The sequence below is a fragment of the Streptomyces sp. NPDC006259 genome (assembly GCF_042870975.1).
Taxonomy (GTDB): domain Bacteria; phylum Actinomycetota; class Actinomycetes; order Streptomycetales; family Streptomycetaceae; genus Streptomyces.
In genome coordinates, this window is record NZ_JBIAHY010000006.1 from 89,873 (window position 1) to 105,636 (window position 15,764).

Here is a 15,764-nt window from a genome sequence, read left to right on the forward strand (position 1 = left end):
GACGGGAGGAGACTGTCAACTTACGGTTGACACATGACCTCGCCGCAGGATTCCACTTCCCCCGTCCGTCTCGACGACCTCATCGACGCCATCAAGAAGGTGCACCCCCAGCCCCTGGACCAGCTCCAGGACGCCGTCATCGCCGCCGAGCACCTCGGGGACGTGGCGGACCACCTGATCGGCCACTTCGTCGACCAGGCGCGGCGTTCGGGGGCCTCCTGGACCGACATCGGCCGGAGCATGGGCGTGACGCGCCAGGCCGCGCAGAAGCGGTTCGTGCCGAGGGAGTCGGCCGACCTCGACCTCAGCCAGGGCTTCAGCCGGTACACCTCCCGCGCGCGGAACACCGTCATGGCCGCCCACAGCGCCTCCAAGACGGCCGGCAGCCCCGAGGGCCGGCCCGCCCACCTGGTCCTCGGGCTGCTCGCCGAGCCCGACGGGCTCGCCGTCAAGGCACTCGTCGCTCAGGGCGTCACCCCGGAGGCGGTGCGTGAGGCCGCGACCGCCGCACTGCCCCCCGCCGCCGACGACGTGCCCGAACTCGTCCCCTACGGCGCGGGCTCCAAGAAGGTCCTCGAACTCACCTTCCGCGAGGCCCTGCGCCTCGGCCACAACTACATCGGCACCGAACACATCCTGCTGGCCCTGCTGGAGTTCGAGAACGGCGAGGGCGTCCTCAGTGGGCTCGGCGTCGACAAGGCGGGCGTCGAGCGGTACGTCGAGGAGACTCTGGCAGGGATCCAGGCCCTGCGGCCGACGGAGGACGAGAAGGGGGCCTGAGGGATCCGGCTCACTCGCCGTCCGGGCCACCGGTCCGGCCTCCGGTCCGGGTCACCGGTCCCACCCACCGATTCCGGCCTCCGGTCCGGGCCACCGCCGCGCCGCCGGTCCGGGCGACGTTCCGCGTCGCCGATCCCGGCGACGATCCGGGCCCGCGTGATCCGGGGTGCCGGGGTGCAGCACTGGGCGGCCGTGCGCGCGGCCGGGGTGCCGGGGTGCAGCACTGGGCGGCCGTGCGCGCGGCCGAGGCCGGACAGCAGTGCGCGCGCCGGGCCGCCGTTCCGGCCGTTGTCACACCTCCCTGCGACACTCGCCACATGGCCGAACGTTGGGCACTCGCTCCGGCCGAGGGTGGCGGCGTGGAGCTGACCGCCCTCGGTCCGGACGGGATGCCCGCGGGCCCGGTGGTCCGGGAGCCGGACCTGGCGGCGGCGGTCCGGTCCCGGCCGGACGTCAGCCGGTGGGTGTGGCGGTCCACGGCGGAGGTGTATCCGCGACTGCTGGCCGCGGGGGTGCGGGTCGAGCGGTGCTACGACGTCGAGGACGCCGAGACCCTCCTCCTCGGCCACGAGGGGCGGCACGGCGAGCCTCGTTCGGCCGCCGCCGCCCTGGCCCGGCTGCGCGGCGGATCCGTCCCGTCCGACCCGTCGCAGCGTGCCGCCGAGCCCGGCGCGCAGTCCCCGCTGTTCGAACCGCAGGCGACGACCCTGCCGCTGGCCGACCTCCTCGCGGTCTACGCCGAGCAGCAGCGGCGCCACGACCGGGCGGAGCACCCGGAGCGGATGCGGCTGCTGACGGCCGCCGAGTCGGCGGGGATGCTGGTGGCCGCCGAGATGAACCGCGCGGGGCTGCCCTGGAGCGCCGACGTCCACCGCGAGATGCTGCACGAGCTGCTCGGCGAGCGGTACGCGGGCGGCGGCGAGCCCCGGCGCCTCGCGGAACTCGCGGACGAGGTGTCGGCGGCCTTCGGGCGCCGGGTCCGGCCGGATCTGCCCGCCGACGTGGTCAAGGCGTTCGCGCAGGCCGGCATCAGGGTCAGATCCACCCGACGCTGGGAGATCGAGTCCCTCGACCACCCGGCCGTGAAGCCCCTGATCGAGTACAAGAAGCTGTACCGCATCTGGGTCGCGCACGGCTGGTCCTGGCTCCAGGACTGGGTGCGCGACGGCCGTTTCCGCCCCGAGTTCCTCGCGGGCGGCACCGTCACCGGCCGCTGGGTGACCAACGGCGGGGGCGGCCTCCAGATCCCCAAGGTGATCCGGCGGGCCGTGGTCGCCGACCCCGGCTGGCGGCTCGTCGTCGCCGACGCCGACCAGATGGAACCGCGCGTCCTGGCGGCGATCTCCCGCGATCCGGGGCTGATGGAGGTGGCCGGCCGGGAGAGCGACCTCTACCAGGCCGTCTCCGAGCGCGCGTTCGCCGGCGACCGCGCCCAGGCCAAGCTCGCGGTGCTCGGCGCCGTCTACGGCCAGACCTCGGGCGACGGTCTGAAGAACCTCGCCGCGCTCCGCCGCCGCTTCCCGCGCGCGGTGGCGTACGTGGACGACGCCGCGCGGGCCGGTGAGGAGGGCCGGCTGGTGCGGACCTGGCTGGGGCGGACCTGCCCGCCCGCGGCCGGCGCCGGGGAGGACGCCGCGGAGGAGGCGGGCATCCCGGCCGGGGACGAGCCCTCGCCCGAGGTACGCCAGTGGGTGCCCGGGTACGCCTCCAGCGACGCCCGCGCGCGAGGCCGCTTCGCCCGCAACTTCGTCGTCCAGGGCAGCGCGGCCGACTGGACCCTGCTGCTGCTCGCGGCGCTGCGGCAGACCTGCGCGGGTCTCGCCGCCGAGCTGGTCTTCTTCCAGCATGACGAGGTGATCGTGCACTGTCCCGAGGAGGAGGCCGAGACGGTCGTCACCGCGATCCGGGAGGCGTCGGACCTGGCCGGACGGCTGACGTTCGGGCGGACACCGGTACGGTTCCCGTTCACGACGGCCGTCGTGCAGTGCTATGCCGATGCCAAGTGATCATCCCGCCCCGGCGAGCAGCTCCCGCAGCTCACTGACGACGGCCTTCTCGTCCGTGCCGTCCAGCGCGGCCAGCGCCCGCCGCCACTCCTTGCGCGCCCGCGCCGGGTGGCCCTGCTCGCGCAGCAGGAGCCCGTGCTGGTGGCGGGCGAGCGCGCCGGTGTAGCGGTCGGCGCGGGCGTCGGCGCCGCGCAGCAGTGCGGCGCACTCGCGGGCGGCGGACTCGGTGCGGCCCAGCAGGCGCAGGGCGCGGACCAGGCCGAGCCGGGTCTGGGACTCGCCGTGCCAGTCGCCGTGGCCGCCGAGGATGCGCAGGCTCTCCTCGAAGTGCGGCCGTGCGGCGGCCGGTTCACCGAGCGAGAGATGGGCGTAGCCGATGTTGCAGTGCGCCGAGTGCTGCACCAGTACGGCCCCGATCTCGTCGCCGATGGCCAGCGAGAGCCGGTGTTGCTCGATGGCGGCGCGTGGGTCGGTGTGCTCGTACAGGTTGCCGAGGTGGCTGTGGGTGACGGCCTGGCCGTGCCGGTCGTCGAGCTGGCGCGAGTACTCCAGGCTCTGCCGCAGCGCGAGACCGGACTCCTCGTAGCGGCCGAGGCCCTCCAGCAGCAGGCCCCGGTTGTTGAGGCAGCGCCTGATCCAGGAGAGCCGGTCCAGGCGCCGCCAGATCGTCAGGGCCCGGTCGGTGAGGGCGAGGGCTACCTTCTGCCGGCCGGTCAGGAAGTGCAGGCCCGCTAGATCGCCCAGCGCGTAGGCCTCGGCGGCCTCGTCGCCGAGCCTCCGTGCCGTCCGCAGGGCGGTCCGCCCGAGGACTTCCATCTCGGCGACCCGGCCGCTGCGGTGCAGGTAGGGGAAGATCAGGCGCAGGAGGGTAGAGACGAGGGGCGCGTCGTCGGCCCCGGTGCCGTACGCCCGGCCCCGGCCGCCGCGGAGTTCCTTGCCGGTGCCGTACGCGCCGCCCTCCACCAGCGCGACGATGTTCTCCAGTTCGCTGTCTCCCCAGGCGAAGGCGTCCTCAGGGCCGGCGAAGGGCGGTACGTCCCGCACCTGGGCCGCGTGCGCGGGCGGCTGGGCGGCGGTGGGCAGGCGGCGGTCGTCCTGGTCGGGGCCCGGCTCGACGATGGCCGTCAGGGCGCGCTCGGCGACGGCGGCGTACCAGGACAAGGCGGCCGTCCTCGGGGCAGCCGCTTCGGCCGCCGTCCTCGGGGCAGCGGCTTCGGCGCCGTCGCCGCCTCCTTCACCGTCGCCTTCGCCCTCGCCCTCGCCTTCGCTGTCGCCGTCGCTGTCGCCGTCGGCCCGGGTCTCCGCCAGCTCGCGAGCGAAGTCCCGCACGAGATCGTGGGGGGCGTAGCGGCCGTACGCCGTCTCCTCCAGGAGCGCCACGTCGACGAGGCGGTCGAGCGCGGCCTCGGCGCGGCGCGCGTCGGTGCCGGTCAGGCGGGCGAGCAGCGGCACGCCGTAGGCGGGCAGGTCGAGGGCCCCGACGTGGCGGAGCGCGAGGGCGGCGTCGCGGTCGGCCTCGCGGTCGGAGGCGGCGAGCGCGTCGTGCGCGACGGCGAGGGAGCGGCGCACGCTGAGGTCGTCGTACTCCAGGTGGTGCAGACGGCCGTCGGTGTCGGCGAGTTGGCCGGCCAGGACGTCCGGGGTGAGGGCCCGGCGCGCGGCGAGGCGGGCGGCGACGACTCGGAGTGCGAGCGGGAGGCGGCCGGTGAGGCCGACGAGGGGGTGCCCGGGGCCGAGGCCGTCGCGTCCCGACACGGCACGCAGCAGGGCCGCGCTGTCCTCGTCGGACAGGGGTGCGAGCGGGAAGCGGTGGGCGCCGTCGAGGGCGGTGAGAGGGGAGCGGCTGGTCACGATCACCGCGCAGCCGGGGCCGGCCGGCAACAGCGGGCGTACCTGCGCGGCGTGCGCGGCATCGTCCAGCACCAGGAGCGCGCGCGTCGACGCCAGCAGGGTGCGGAGCAACGCGGACGCCGCGTCGGGGTGTTCGGGGATGTGCCGGGGGTCGGTGCCGAGGTCGCGGAGGAGGGCGGCGAGGGCCTGGCCCGCGGTCAGGGGGGTCATGCCGGGGGTGGCACCGTGCAGGTTGATGTAGAGCTGACCGTCGGGGAAACGTTCCTTCATGGCATGGGCGACGTGCAGGGCGAGGGCGCTCTTGCCCACGCCTGCCATACCGCTGACGACCGCGAGGGGGCCCGCGCCGACCGGCGGCTCCCCGGTGAGCGTGCGGTGCAGCGAGCGGAGGACATCGGTACGGCCGGTGAAGTGGGCGGGCGGTGGAGGGAGTTGGGCAGGGCGGTGGGCGAGGACCGGGGTCGGTGTCTCGGTGGCCGCTTCCTGGCCGCGCAGGATCTCCACATGGGCGTCGCGTACCGCCGGGCCCGGTTCGACGCCTAGTTCCTCCAGGAGGCGGGCCCGCAGGTCGCGGTGGACGGCGAGGGCCTCGGCCTGGCGGCCGCACCGGTGCAGGGCCAGCATCAACTGACGGTGGTACGCCTCACGCAGCGGATGCTCGGCGGCCAGAGCGGCCAACTCGGGGACGAGGCGGTCGGTGCCGGTGCCCGCTTGGGCATCCGTTCCCGTGCCCGTGCCCGCTCCCGTTGCCGTGCCCGTTTCCGCTCCCGTGCTCGTACCCGTACCCGTGCCCGCTCCCCCTCCGGTTGCGGCGAAGGCGAGTTCGGCGTCGTAGCGCCACTCCAGGAGGAGCAGGCGCGCCTCCTTCAGGCGCTGGGTGAAGGCGTAGCCGCCCAGTTCGGCGGGGAGTCCGCTGAGGGGGCTGCCCCGCCAGAGGGCGAGCGCCGCCGTGCACGTACCGAGCACACGCTCCCAGTCGTGGGCGGCGTGTGCGCCGCGAGCGGCGGCGAAGTGACGCTCGAAGACGTGGACGTCGAGTTCGCCGTGCTCGATCCGCAACTGGTAGCCCGGCGGCACCGTACGCAGACGCGCCGGGTCGTCGAGCATGCGGCGCAGCCGCGTGACGTGGTTGTGCAGCGAGGCCTGCGCGGACGTGGGCGGTGCGCCGCCCCAGAGCACCTCCTTGAGCGACTCCACCGGGACGATCCGGCCGGCGTCGAGCAACAGGGCGGCCAGCAGGGCACGCACCTTGGGGCTGCGGATGCTGCGGGGCACGGGAGCGGTGGGCTCGGTGGAAGCGGACGAGGCGGGAGAGGCAGGGGGAGCGGACGAGGCGGGGCGAGCATCCAGGGCACCGGTCGGGGTGGTGTCGTACAGGACCGGTGGGCCCAGCAGTCCGAACCGCAGCCCGTACCGCCGCATGACGCCGACCCTCACCCTTCCGCGCGCCCGTCCCGGGGCGCGCTTCTCGGCGTGAACCCCACCGCGTTGGCGGGTTTCCGCCCCCGGTACGGCGGTGTTCCGCCACCCTGTCCCTGACGGTTCCCGCAGGGATCCGCTACCGTTCCAGCCGCTTCTCCCCGTTCGCCCGGCGATTTCGCGCCAGATCCACAGCGACGACAACCGCGGCGAAGCGACAGCCGTTGGCCACATGTTAGCGATTCGTTGGTGTGACCTGATGTGATCACAACATCGGATCTGGCCCGACGGCGCGCGCGTACAACGCGTTACTCGGGGGAGTGTCGCCGCCGCGGCCGGATCCGGAGGCGTGTGTGGGCCTCGGTCGGCGGAGGTGAACGACCGGGGCCCGCTCCGCGACCCACCGCCCACGGACCCTCGTCGAGAGCCGAGCGCGTCGGGGACTGAGTCCATAGAGGGCCGGGTCCGTAAAGGGCCGGGTCCGTAAAGGGCCGGGTCCGCAAAAGGCGAGGTCCTTGTAGGGCCGGGTCCGTGCAGGGCCGCCACAGTCGAGGGCCGCGTCGGACAGCCGACGATGCGCCCAGGCCGGTCAAGCCACACCGCGTCGGCCCACCACCCGTCGGCGCCCCTGTCCGCAAGCGCCCCACCGGCAAGCGCACCGCCCGCTAACGCACCACCGGCAAGCGCACCGCCCGCTAACGCACCACCGGCAAGCGCACCGCCCGCCCACGCGTCTGCCGCCCACGCATCGCCCGCCGGGCGCTGCCCGCTCGCGGACGCCGTCCACGACACCGTGCGCGACGGATCACTCCTCGCGGCGCTGTCCGGCGGAGATGATCTCAGGGAACACAGGTCGACGTCGCAACCGCGCCGCTCCGTGCTCCGTCGTGCGGGAGGAACAGCCAAAGCGCCACCCCGCGCGCGTGGGAACCGGAGGAACGGGAGGCGCGCGCCACCGCATCACCGCCGTACCGGAGGAAACCGTCATGCCCTTCCGCTGTGCCGTACTGGACGACTTCCAGAACGTGGCGACCACCCTCGCCGACTGGTCCGCGCCGGGCCACCGGGTGGAGGTCGTCCCGTTCACGGAGCATTTCGGCACCGAGGACGAACTCGTCGCCGCGCTGGCCGACTTCGACTGCGTGGTCACCCTGCGCGAGCGCGTCGCGTTCCCCGCCTCCCTGCTGAACCGGCTGCCACGGCTGCGGCTCCTCGTCGCCTCCGGCATGCGCAACTCGGTGATCGACCACGCCGCCGCACGCGCCAACGGCGTCACCGTCTGCGGCACCGAAAGCTCCTCGACCCCGCCCGCCGAACTCACCTGGGCACTGCTGCTCGGTCTGGCGCGCGGGCTCGTCCAGGAGAACGGCGCCCTGCGCGCGGGCGGCCCCTGGCAGTCCACCGTCGGCGCCGACCTTCACGGACGCCGCCTCGGCCTGCTGGGCCTGGGCAAGGTCGGCGCCCTGGTCGCGCGAGTGGGCCTCGCCTTCGGCATGGACGTCAGCGCGTGGAGCCAGAACCTCACCGAGGAGCGCACGCACGAGGTGGGCGTCCGCCTGGCGCCGTCCAAGGAGGAACTGCTCGCCGACAGCGACTACGTCTCCGTCCACCTCGCCCTCAGCGACCGCACCCGCGGCCTGCTGGGCGCCACCGAACTCGCCCTCCTCAAACCGACGGCCTACCTGGTGAACACCTCCCGCGCCGCGATCATCGACCAGGCCGCCCTGCTGGACGTCCTGCACGAGGGCCGTATCGCGGGCGCCGGGCTCGACGTGTACGACGTGGAGCCCCTGCCCGGCGACCACCCCCTGCGCACGGCACCGCGCCTGCTGGCGACCCCGCACCTCGGATACGTCTCCCGCGCCAACTACCAGCGCTACTACGGACAGGCGGTGGAGGACATCCGGGCCTACCTGGAGGGGGCGCCGGTGCGGGTGCTGGGCTGAAGGCGCTTCCCTGACCGTCAGTCGCAGTCAGCGGGCCACCGAAGGCGCGCGGGGTCGATCACCTCTGCCCGGTCGTGTTCCCGACAGCCGGCTCTCTCGCGGCACCCCGCGTCACGAAGCCGCCGTCCCCCGCCCGCCGCCCCGGCGCAGTGCGCGGGAACACCAGCCGATGACCAGCGCGTTGACCAGCGCGCCGAACGCCACGGCGAGGAGGAACACCGCGGCACCGTCGTACGGCAGCGCGAGCAGCAGGAGGCTGGCCGGGGCGGTGGCCAGCAGTGGGATGACAGCCGCCATCGACTCGCCCGAGTCGTCGGTCACGCTCACCGCGACCGCCCACACGAGCAGGACGGCACAGACCGCGAGGTAGACGAGGGCGACGACGTCACCGAGGGTACGGCGCAGTCGGCGGGGAAGGGATCGGCCGGAGCCGGTACCGGTATCGGGCACGGGCGCACTCCTCGGTGACGGACGGACGGTTCAGAGGTGAAGGCCGGGTGGGTTCGGGCGGGCGGTCAGGGGTGGGGGCCGGGGGGCGTAGTCGGGCCGGTCAGAGGTGAAGGCCGGGCGAGGTCGAGCGGGCGGCGTCGAGCGGCCGCTCTGAGATGTGGGCCGGCCGGGTTCGGGCGCCGGGCCGCCGCTCAGAGGCGGAGACCGGCCCGTTTCGGGCAGTCGTGTCGGTCAGAGGTGAAGGCCGGGTGGGTTCGGGTGGGCGAGGCAGAGGTCGTAGGCCAGGATCGTCGCCTGCACCCGGTCGCGCAGTCCGAGTCCGCGCAGCATCGCGCCGACACGGGACTTCACGGCGCCGACGGTGATGCCGAGGTGCGCGGCGATCTCCGCGTCGTCGAGGCCCGAGGCGACCAGGGTGAGGAGGTGCCGCTCGCGGCCGGTCAGGCCGGGCGGCTCGCGCGGACCGCTCCCGGTCCGGAGGCCGGTGCCCGCCCCGGAGACGTAGTGGCTGACGAGGCGGCGGGTCGCGGACGGGGCGAGCACGCTGTCGCCCGCCGCCACCGACCGGATGCCGCGCAGGAGTTCGGCGGCCGGCACGTCCTTGAGCAGGAAGCCGGAGGCGCCCGCGCGCAGCGCGTCGAACACGTGGACGTCGAGGTCGAAGGTGGTCAGGACCAGTACCCGGGGCGCGTGCTCCCGGCCGGTGATGATCCGGGTGGCGGCGATGCCGTCCAGGACCGGCATCCGTACGTCCATGAGGACCACGTCCGGGGCCAGCTGCCCCGCGAGCCGCACCGCCGCCGCGCCGTCACCTGCCTCGCCGACGACCGTCATGTCCGCCTCGGCGTCGATCAGGGCCGCGAACCCCGCCCGTACGACGCCCCGGTCGTCGACGACCAGCACCCTGACGCTCACCGCTCCCCCTCCTCGGCGCCCCGCTCCGGAACCGGCGCGCCGGCGAGCGGCAACCGCAGGCGCACCACGTCCCCCCGCCCCACGTTCAGGGTGCCGCCCAGCGCCTCGATCCGCACCGCCAGCCGCTCCCGTACGGCGGGACGGCCGGCGCCGGGCACACCGGTGGCGGTGAGCGTCAACGTGTTCCCGTCGGAGTCGAGTTCGAGGACCGCCGGCTGGTCTCCGCCGACCGCGAGCATCGCCTCGGCGGCGTGATACGCGGCCAGGTCCACGGCCGTGGGCAGCCGCCGCGGCACGCGGTCGGTGAGCCGTATCTCCACCTCGCGGCCGGTGGCCCGGCACTGCTGGGCGAGCAGGTCGAGCGCCTGGAGGGTGGGCTGTGGCCGCAGCTCGGGGCCGGTGGGCGCCGGCTCCCCCTCCCGGACCGTGTCGAGCAGTGCGCGCATCGCGGTCAGCGCCTCGCGGGCGCGCTCGGCGGTGGCGTCGAGCCGGCCCGCCTCCGCCTCCGCGACCATGTCGGCGGCGCGCGCCAGCACCGTGGTCTCCAGACCGGCCGCGATCCGGCGCCGCTCGGCCCAGGCGTCCCGTACGGCCTCCTCGGTCCAGGCGGCGAGGCGTTCCTCCCGCATCCCGCGGGCGGCCCGGTCCCGCCGCCCGCGCAGAGCCCCGCCCCACCGGGCCGCACCCAGCACCAGCACCACCCCGGCCGTCGCCCCCACGACGATCGTCCAGCCGTCGACGCCACGGGTGCCACGGTCCAGGACGGCGGCACTCAGAGCGACGGCGTGCACGGCGACGGCGGCGGCGAGGGAGATGTCCGTAGCGGGCGTCCCCTGCTCGCCGGGGGACGGCGCGGCGGCGCGGCGGGCCGAATCCGCGGCGAGGGCGACGCCTGTGGCGACCATGCTCAGCGCCGGCGGCAGGACGACGGGACCGGTGTAGTCACCCACGGCCATCGCCACCGGCCAGAGCAGCGCGAGGACGAGCAGCACACCCTGGGCGGCGCGCGGCGCCCGCCGCGACCACAGCAGCGCGACGGCCTGGGCCGCGGCCAGCAGGGCGAACAGCACGCCCGCCGACACCTGCGACCCGCTCGACGTGTTCTGCGAGCGGACCACCAGCACCGGCAACAGCGGTTGCACGCACAGCCCGACCGCGGCCGTCACCTGCGCGAGACGGTAACTCCGCGGCACCGACACCGTCACCGGCGCGGCGGTGCGGCCGGGCAGGACCGCCCGCACCTCCCATCCGCCGTCCGCCGTCGGGCCACTGGTCAGCGTGCCGCCCGCCTCCCGCGCCCGGGACCGCAGGAAGCCCTGGCCGCGCCCCGAGCCGAGACCCGCGCCGTGCGCCGCCGCACCGGCCGGCGGTGCCGCGCTCGTGACCACGACGTCGGTGCGGGCGTCGCCGTACCGGCACCGCACCGTCGTAGCGGCGCCGGGGGCGTGCCGGACGACGTTGGTCAGCGCCTCCCGCACGATGCCGTACGCCGCGTCCGCGACGGCTCCGTCCGGCAGCGGGTCGATCTCGCACTCCACCCGCTGGTCCAGCCGGCGGAACCCGGCGACGAGGCCCCGCAACCGGTCCTCCGCCGAGGGGAGTTCCTCCCGCGAGGGGGTCGGCGCCCGCACCGCGCCCAGCGCGCGGGTCACCTCACGCCCGGTCTCGGCCGCGAACTCCAGTGCCTCGTCGGCGAGTTCGGGACGTCGTGCGCGCAGGCCGAGCGCCGCCCCCGCCGTGACCACGACGGCGGTCAGATGATGGGCGCTGACGTCGTGCAACTCCCGCTCCATGCGACGTCGTTCGGCCGCGGGCAGCCGATGGCGCTCGGCCTCGGCACGCCGGAGCATCCGTTCGCCCGTCCGCCGCGCGCGACGGGTGCGCCGCACCAGCAGACCGCTGCCGCAGGCGGTGGTGTACAGCAGGGCGGTCAGGACGAGGTCGAGCCCGTCGCGGTCGCTGAGCCCGTGCAGGCTGATGTTCTGGAGCAGCTGCCAGACGGGCAGCGCGACCACGCACAGCACGGCCGTGAAGGTGTCGCGCTCGGTCGCCACCGTGAACAGGGCCAGCGCGACCCCCGCGGTCCCCAGGACCGCCATCGCGCCGACGGGCAACGGCCCGGCGCCCAACGCGCAGGCGGCTGCGACCAGCACGAGGGCCACGACGGGGCGGGCGCGGCGGAGCGCGAGAGCGGCCGTCACCGGCCCGGCGACCAGCGCGGCCACGAGGAGGGCGGACGCGGGGGGTACGGTCCCGCGGACCAGCTCCGCCCCGGGCCACACCGCGGCCTGGACGCAGATCAGCAGGACCGGGACCAGCCGGTCGTCGGTTCGATTCATGAGGAACCCCAGGCTAGGGCCGTGGTCGCAAGGAGCCCTCCGGCTGGAGGCTGAGACCGCTCTCTTACCTGGGATACAGAACAGGGCCGCAATCCGGATCCGCTCTCTATCTCCGGTTCGACACGGCAATCATCCCGCTGCCCGAGGACCGCGCGCCGGCCCGCACCTAGGCTCGATCACATCGAGAAGGCGGCGGACAACCGACTCGGTCGGGCCCGTCCCGATCCCTTCTCTTCGCTTCCTCTCCACCATGTGCACGACCGATCCCAGGGGGACCTTCCATGTCCAAGCGCATTCTCGTGTCGTCGATCATCGGTGTCGTAGCCGTCGGCGGTGTCACCGCCGCCGGTGTCGCCATCGCCTCGACGGAGCCGGCCAAGAAGCTGACCGTGGAGAACGCCTCGGCCCGCTACGTCGCTCCGACCGACGCCAAGACCGGCTCGCTCACCTTCACCGCGCAGGTGAGCGACGACTCCGGCGTCCGGAGCCTGAAGGTCCTCGCCTGGCCCGCGAGTTCGAACCTGAGCCCGACCGAGGCGGAGATGAGGTCCGTGGAGAGCGCCACCTGCCGCACCACCTCGGACGACACCTCCCGCTGCACCTACACCCTGAAGGTCACGAAGGCGGAGGCGGCCGAACTGGCGGCCGGCACCTGGCACATCTCGTCCCTGGCGACGGCCAAGGACGGAGACACCCGCTTCACGCCCCGCACGACCACGTTCACCGTCACCCACTGACCGCGCCCCCGCGCCGCGGGCCCTGTACGCCCCGCCTCCAGAGGGCACAAGCGAAAGCCCCAGGTCACGGCGAGTGAGTCCTGGGGCTTTCACAGAGCCGCCTTCGGGATTCGAACCCGAGACCTACGCATTACGAGTGCGTTGCTCTGGCCATCTGAGCTAAGGCGGCGCGCTGCGCACCTATGGTGCGGTCAGCAACGTCGGTAAGTCTACACAGTTTCCCGGAGTGCTCCGAACCATCCCCGGAGGCGGTCGCCCCGGGGTGGTCGCGGGGCCGCCGCAGGGCTATGAGCAGCGCTTTCCGTCGGTCGGAGGGGTGCCGCGGACGAGGTAGTCGTTGATCGCGGAGTCGATGCAGGTGCTGCCGCGGCCGTAGGCGGTGTGGCCGTCGCCGCGGTAGGTGAGGAGGCGGGCCGAGGCGAGTTGGCCGGCCAGGGACTGGGCCCAGCGGTAGGGGGTCGCGGGGTCGCGGGTGGTGCCGACGACGACGATCGGGGCCGCGCCCTTCGCCTCGATGCGGTGCGGCTCGCCGGTGGGGGCGACCGGCCAGTACGCGCAGTTCAGGGAGGCCCAGGCGAGGCCCTCGCCGAAGACGGGGGACGCCTTCTCGAAGGCGGGCAGCGCCTTGCGCACCTCGTCCGGACTGTTGAAGGCGGCCGGCAGGTCGAGGCAGTTCACGGCCGAGTTGGCGAACATCAGGTTGGCGTAGCCGCCCTCGGCGTCCCGCTCGTAGTAGCTGTCGGACAGGACGAGGAGTCCGGCGCCGTCGCCGTCGCGGATCGCCGAGGTCAGCGCCTCGCGCAGTTGTTCCCAGGCGCTCTCGTCGTACATGGCGGCGATCACGCCGGTGGTGGCGAGGGACTCGGTGAGCCTGCGGCCGTCCGCGTCGCCGGTGGGCAGGGGGCGGGCGTCGAGCCGGTCGAAGAACGCCTTGAGGTTCTTGCCGACCTGCCCCGCCCTGGTGCCGAGCGGGCAGTCGGAGTGCCGCACGCAGTCCTTCGCGAACGACTGGAACGCCGTCTCGAAGCCCGCCGTCTGGTCCAGGTTCATCCGGCGGGAGGGCAGCGACGGGTCCATCGCGCCGTCCAGCACGAGCCGCCCCACCCGGTCCGGGAACAGCCCGGCGTACGTCGCCCCGAGGAACGTCCCGTACGACGCGCCCACGTACGTCAGCTTCCGGTCCCCGAGGGCCGCGCGCAGGATGTCCATGTCCCGCGCGGCCTCGACGGTGGAGACGTGCCGCAGCAGCCTGGGCGACCGGGCGCCGCAGCCTTCCGCGAACTCCTTGTAGGAGTCGACGAGTTCGTCGGTCTCCCGCTGGTCGTCGGGGGTGACGTCGGTCTGTGTGTACGCGTCCATCTCGCGTCCGTCGAGGCACGTCACGGGCTCGCTGCGGGCCACGCCGCGGGGGTCGACGGCGGCCATGTCGTAGCGGGCGCGGACCTGAGCCGGGTAGCCGATGCCGGCGTACTGCTGGAGGTAGCCGACCGCCGAGCCGCCCGGTCCGCCCGGGTTCACCAGCAGGGAGCCGATCCGCTTGCCCGGGCCGGTCGCCTTCTTCCGGGCGACGGCCAGCCGGACGTCGCCCGCGCCCGGACGGGCGTAGTCGAGCGGTGCCTTCATCGTGGCGCACTGGAAGCCGGGGACGCCGCACTCCCGCCAGCTCAGCTTCTGTCCGTAGTACGGCGCGAGCGCGGACGGCGTTGCCTCCGGCAGCGCGGCCAGGGCCGCTCGGGCGGCCGCGGGGCTGGCGGAACTCGTCGAACTGCCGGAGGAGCAGGCGGAGACGAGCAGGGCGGCGAAGGAGAGGAGTGTGACGCCGGTACGGAACCTGTGGGGGGAGCGCCTGATGTGCATCCAGCGAGCGTAACTCTGCGCGACGGCCCGAATGCGGCACGTACGCCAACTGCCACGGACGAGTGACCCGGTCAATCGGCTCGGTCCCGGCCTCCCCGCCGGACGGACGCTCTCCTGTCCCGATCCCCCGCCGGACGGGCGCTCCCGATCCCGGCCCCCCGCCGGACAGACGCTCTCGGTCCCGGCCTCCCGCCCGACGGGCGCTCTCGATCCCGCCCCCGCCCAAACCGGCGCTCAGCCCGCTCTCAGCGCCATCGCCATGGCCTCGACTGCCAGCAGCGGAGTCACGTTCCGGTCGAGGGCCTCGCCGCACGCCGCGATCGCCTCGATGCGGCGCAGGGTGGACTCGGGGGTGCCGGCGCGGGCCAGTCGCTCCAGGGCGTCCTCGGCGTCCACATTGGCCAGGGCGACCCGGGTGCCGAGCTGGAGGGCGAGGACGTCGCGGTAGAAGGCGGTGAGGTCGGCGAGCGCGACGTCCAGGCTGTCGCGCTGTGTCCTCGTGCGCCGGCGCTTCTGCATCTCCTCCAGGTCCTTCATCACGCCCGCCGTGCCGCGCGGCATCCGCCCGCCCTGCACGGCGCCCATCGCCGCCTTCAGCTCGTCGGTCTCCTTGCCGTCCCGCTCCTCGGCGAGCTGCTTGGCGTCCTCGGCGGCGGCGTCGACGAGTTCCTGCGCCGCCTTGAGGCAGCCTCCGACGTCCTCGACGCGCAAGGGCAGCTTCAGCACGGCGGCGCGGCGCTCGCGGGCCGCCGGGTCGGTGGCGAGGCGGCGGGCCCGGTCGACGTGTCCCTGGGTGGCGCGGGCGGCGGCCGCGGCGACGGCCGGCTCGACGCCCTCACGCCGGACGAGCATGTCGGCGACCGCGTCCACGGACGGGGTGCGCAGGTTCAGGTGCCGGCAGCGGGAGCGGATCGTCGGCAGGACGTCCTCGACGGAGGGCGCGCACAGGAGCCAGACCGTGCGCGGGGCCGGTTCCTCGACGGCCTTGAGGACGGCGTTGGCCGACTTCTCGTTGAGCCGCTCGGCGTCCTCGACGAGGATGATCTGCCAGCGTCCCGTCGCCGGCGACGTGTAGGACTTGCGGACCGTGTCGCGCATGTCCTTGACGAGGATCTCCGCGCCCACGGCGACGACCGTGGAGACATCGGCGTGCGTGCCGACGAGGGCCGTGTGGCAGCCGTCGCAGAAGCCGCAGCCGGGGATCCCGCCGAGCGCCCGGTCCGGGCTCACGCACTGGAGCGCGGCGGCGAACGCCCTGGCCGTCTGGATGCGGCCCGCGCCGGGCGGCCCCGTGAACAGCCAGGCGTGCGTCATGCTCGACGTCTCGGGCGGCGTGGTGCCGGCCGTGGTCGCGGTGACGAGCGCGTCGGCGTCCCGGGCGGCGGCGGCGAGCTGCTCGCTCACCTTCTCCTGCCCGACGAGGTCGTCCCACACGGTCATGGGTCACGCCGCCCTTCCGTCACG

General features: G+C 74.4%; 10 protein-coding genes and 1 tRNA gene. 4 read left to right on the forward strand and 7 right to left on the reverse strand.

Annotated features, from left to right (window positions below; genetic code table 11):
- Positions 1–33 precede the first annotated feature (33 nt).
- Positions 34–780 (forward strand): Clp protease N-terminal domain-containing protein, encoded by a 747-nt coding sequence (locus tag ACFYO5_RS24945; RefSeq protein WP_388712513.1) that lies wholly within the window; start codon positions 34–36, stop codon positions 778–780.
- Between the two features lie 317 nt (positions 781–1,097).
- Positions 1,098–2,786: a bifunctional 3'-5' exonuclease/DNA polymerase gene (locus tag ACFYO5_RS24950; protein ID WP_388712516.1), complete on the forward strand. Its 1,689-nt coding sequence runs from the start codon at positions 1,098–1,100 to the stop codon at positions 2,784–2,786.
- Here the strand turns inward: ACFYO5_RS24950 and ACFYO5_RS24955 are convergent, their stop codons facing one another.
- A complete protein-coding gene (locus ACFYO5_RS24955) occupies positions 2,787–6,059 on the reverse strand; it encodes a BTAD domain-containing putative transcriptional regulator (RefSeq protein WP_388712519.1) in 3,273 nt (1,090 codons plus the stop codon).
- A gap of 983 nt (positions 6,060–7,042) precedes the next feature.
- On the opposite strand from ACFYO5_RS24955, the gene ACFYO5_RS24960 reads away from it, so the two are divergent.
- Positions 7,043–8,002 (forward strand): D-2-hydroxyacid dehydrogenase family protein, encoded by a 960-nt coding sequence (locus ACFYO5_RS24960; protein WP_388712523.1) that lies wholly within the window; start codon positions 7,043–7,045, stop codon positions 8,000–8,002.
- Positions 8,003–8,113: 111 nt separating this feature from the next.
- Here ACFYO5_RS24960 and ACFYO5_RS24965 read toward each other — a convergent pair whose 3' ends face one another.
- The 3 genes from ACFYO5_RS24965 to ACFYO5_RS24975 all read right to left on the reverse strand — a co-directional run bounded on the left by ACFYO5_RS24965 (position 8,114) and on the right by ACFYO5_RS24975 (position 11,706).
- On the reverse strand, positions 8,114–8,452 hold the full coding sequence (locus tag ACFYO5_RS24965) for an SCO4225 family membrane protein (protein ID WP_388712526.1): 339 nt from the start codon (positions 8,450–8,452) through the stop codon (positions 8,114–8,116).
- A gap of 231 nt (positions 8,453–8,683) precedes the next feature.
- Positions 8,684–9,367 (reverse strand): response regulator, encoded by a 684-nt coding sequence (locus ACFYO5_RS24970; RefSeq protein WP_388712529.1) that lies wholly within the window; start codon positions 9,365–9,367, stop codon positions 8,684–8,686.
- Entirely contained in the window at positions 9,364–11,706 is a 2,343-nt protein-coding gene (locus tag ACFYO5_RS24975; RefSeq protein WP_388712533.1) for a histidine kinase, read from the reverse strand. Before ACFYO5_RS24975 ends, ACFYO5_RS24970 begins: the two co-directional genes overlap by 4 nt.
- A gap of 281 nt (positions 11,707–11,987) precedes the next feature.
- Here ACFYO5_RS24975 and ACFYO5_RS24980 point away from each other — a divergent pair, with 281 nt between their 5' ends.
- The gene (locus ACFYO5_RS24980; protein ID WP_388712536.1) at positions 11,988–12,443 is read left to right on the forward strand and encodes a DUF5707 domain-containing protein; all 456 of its coding nucleotides are present in this window, start codon (positions 11,988–11,990) and stop codon (positions 12,441–12,443) included.
- A 95-nt stretch (positions 12,444–12,538) separates the two neighbouring features.
- Here ACFYO5_RS24980 and ACFYO5_RS24985 read toward each other — a convergent pair.
- The 3 genes from ACFYO5_RS24985 to ACFYO5_RS24995 form a co-directional block, all read right to left on the reverse strand.
- Positions 12,539–12,612: transfer RNA gene (locus ACFYO5_RS24985), tRNA-Thr, on the reverse strand.
- Positions 12,613–12,728: 116 nt separating this feature from the next.
- Positions 12,729–14,300 carry an alpha/beta hydrolase gene (locus ACFYO5_RS24990; RefSeq protein ID WP_388712539.1) on the reverse strand — a complete coding sequence of 524 codons (1,572 nt, stop codon included), beginning with the start codon at positions 14,298–14,300 and terminating at the stop codon, positions 12,729–12,731.
- A 234-nt stretch (positions 14,301–14,534) separates the two neighbouring features.
- Complete coding sequence (locus ACFYO5_RS24995; protein ID WP_388712542.1) at positions 14,535–15,740, reverse strand: DNA polymerase III subunit delta'; 1,206 nt, start codon at positions 15,738–15,740, stop codon at positions 14,535–14,537.
- Positions 15,741–15,764: the final 24 nt, after the last annotated feature.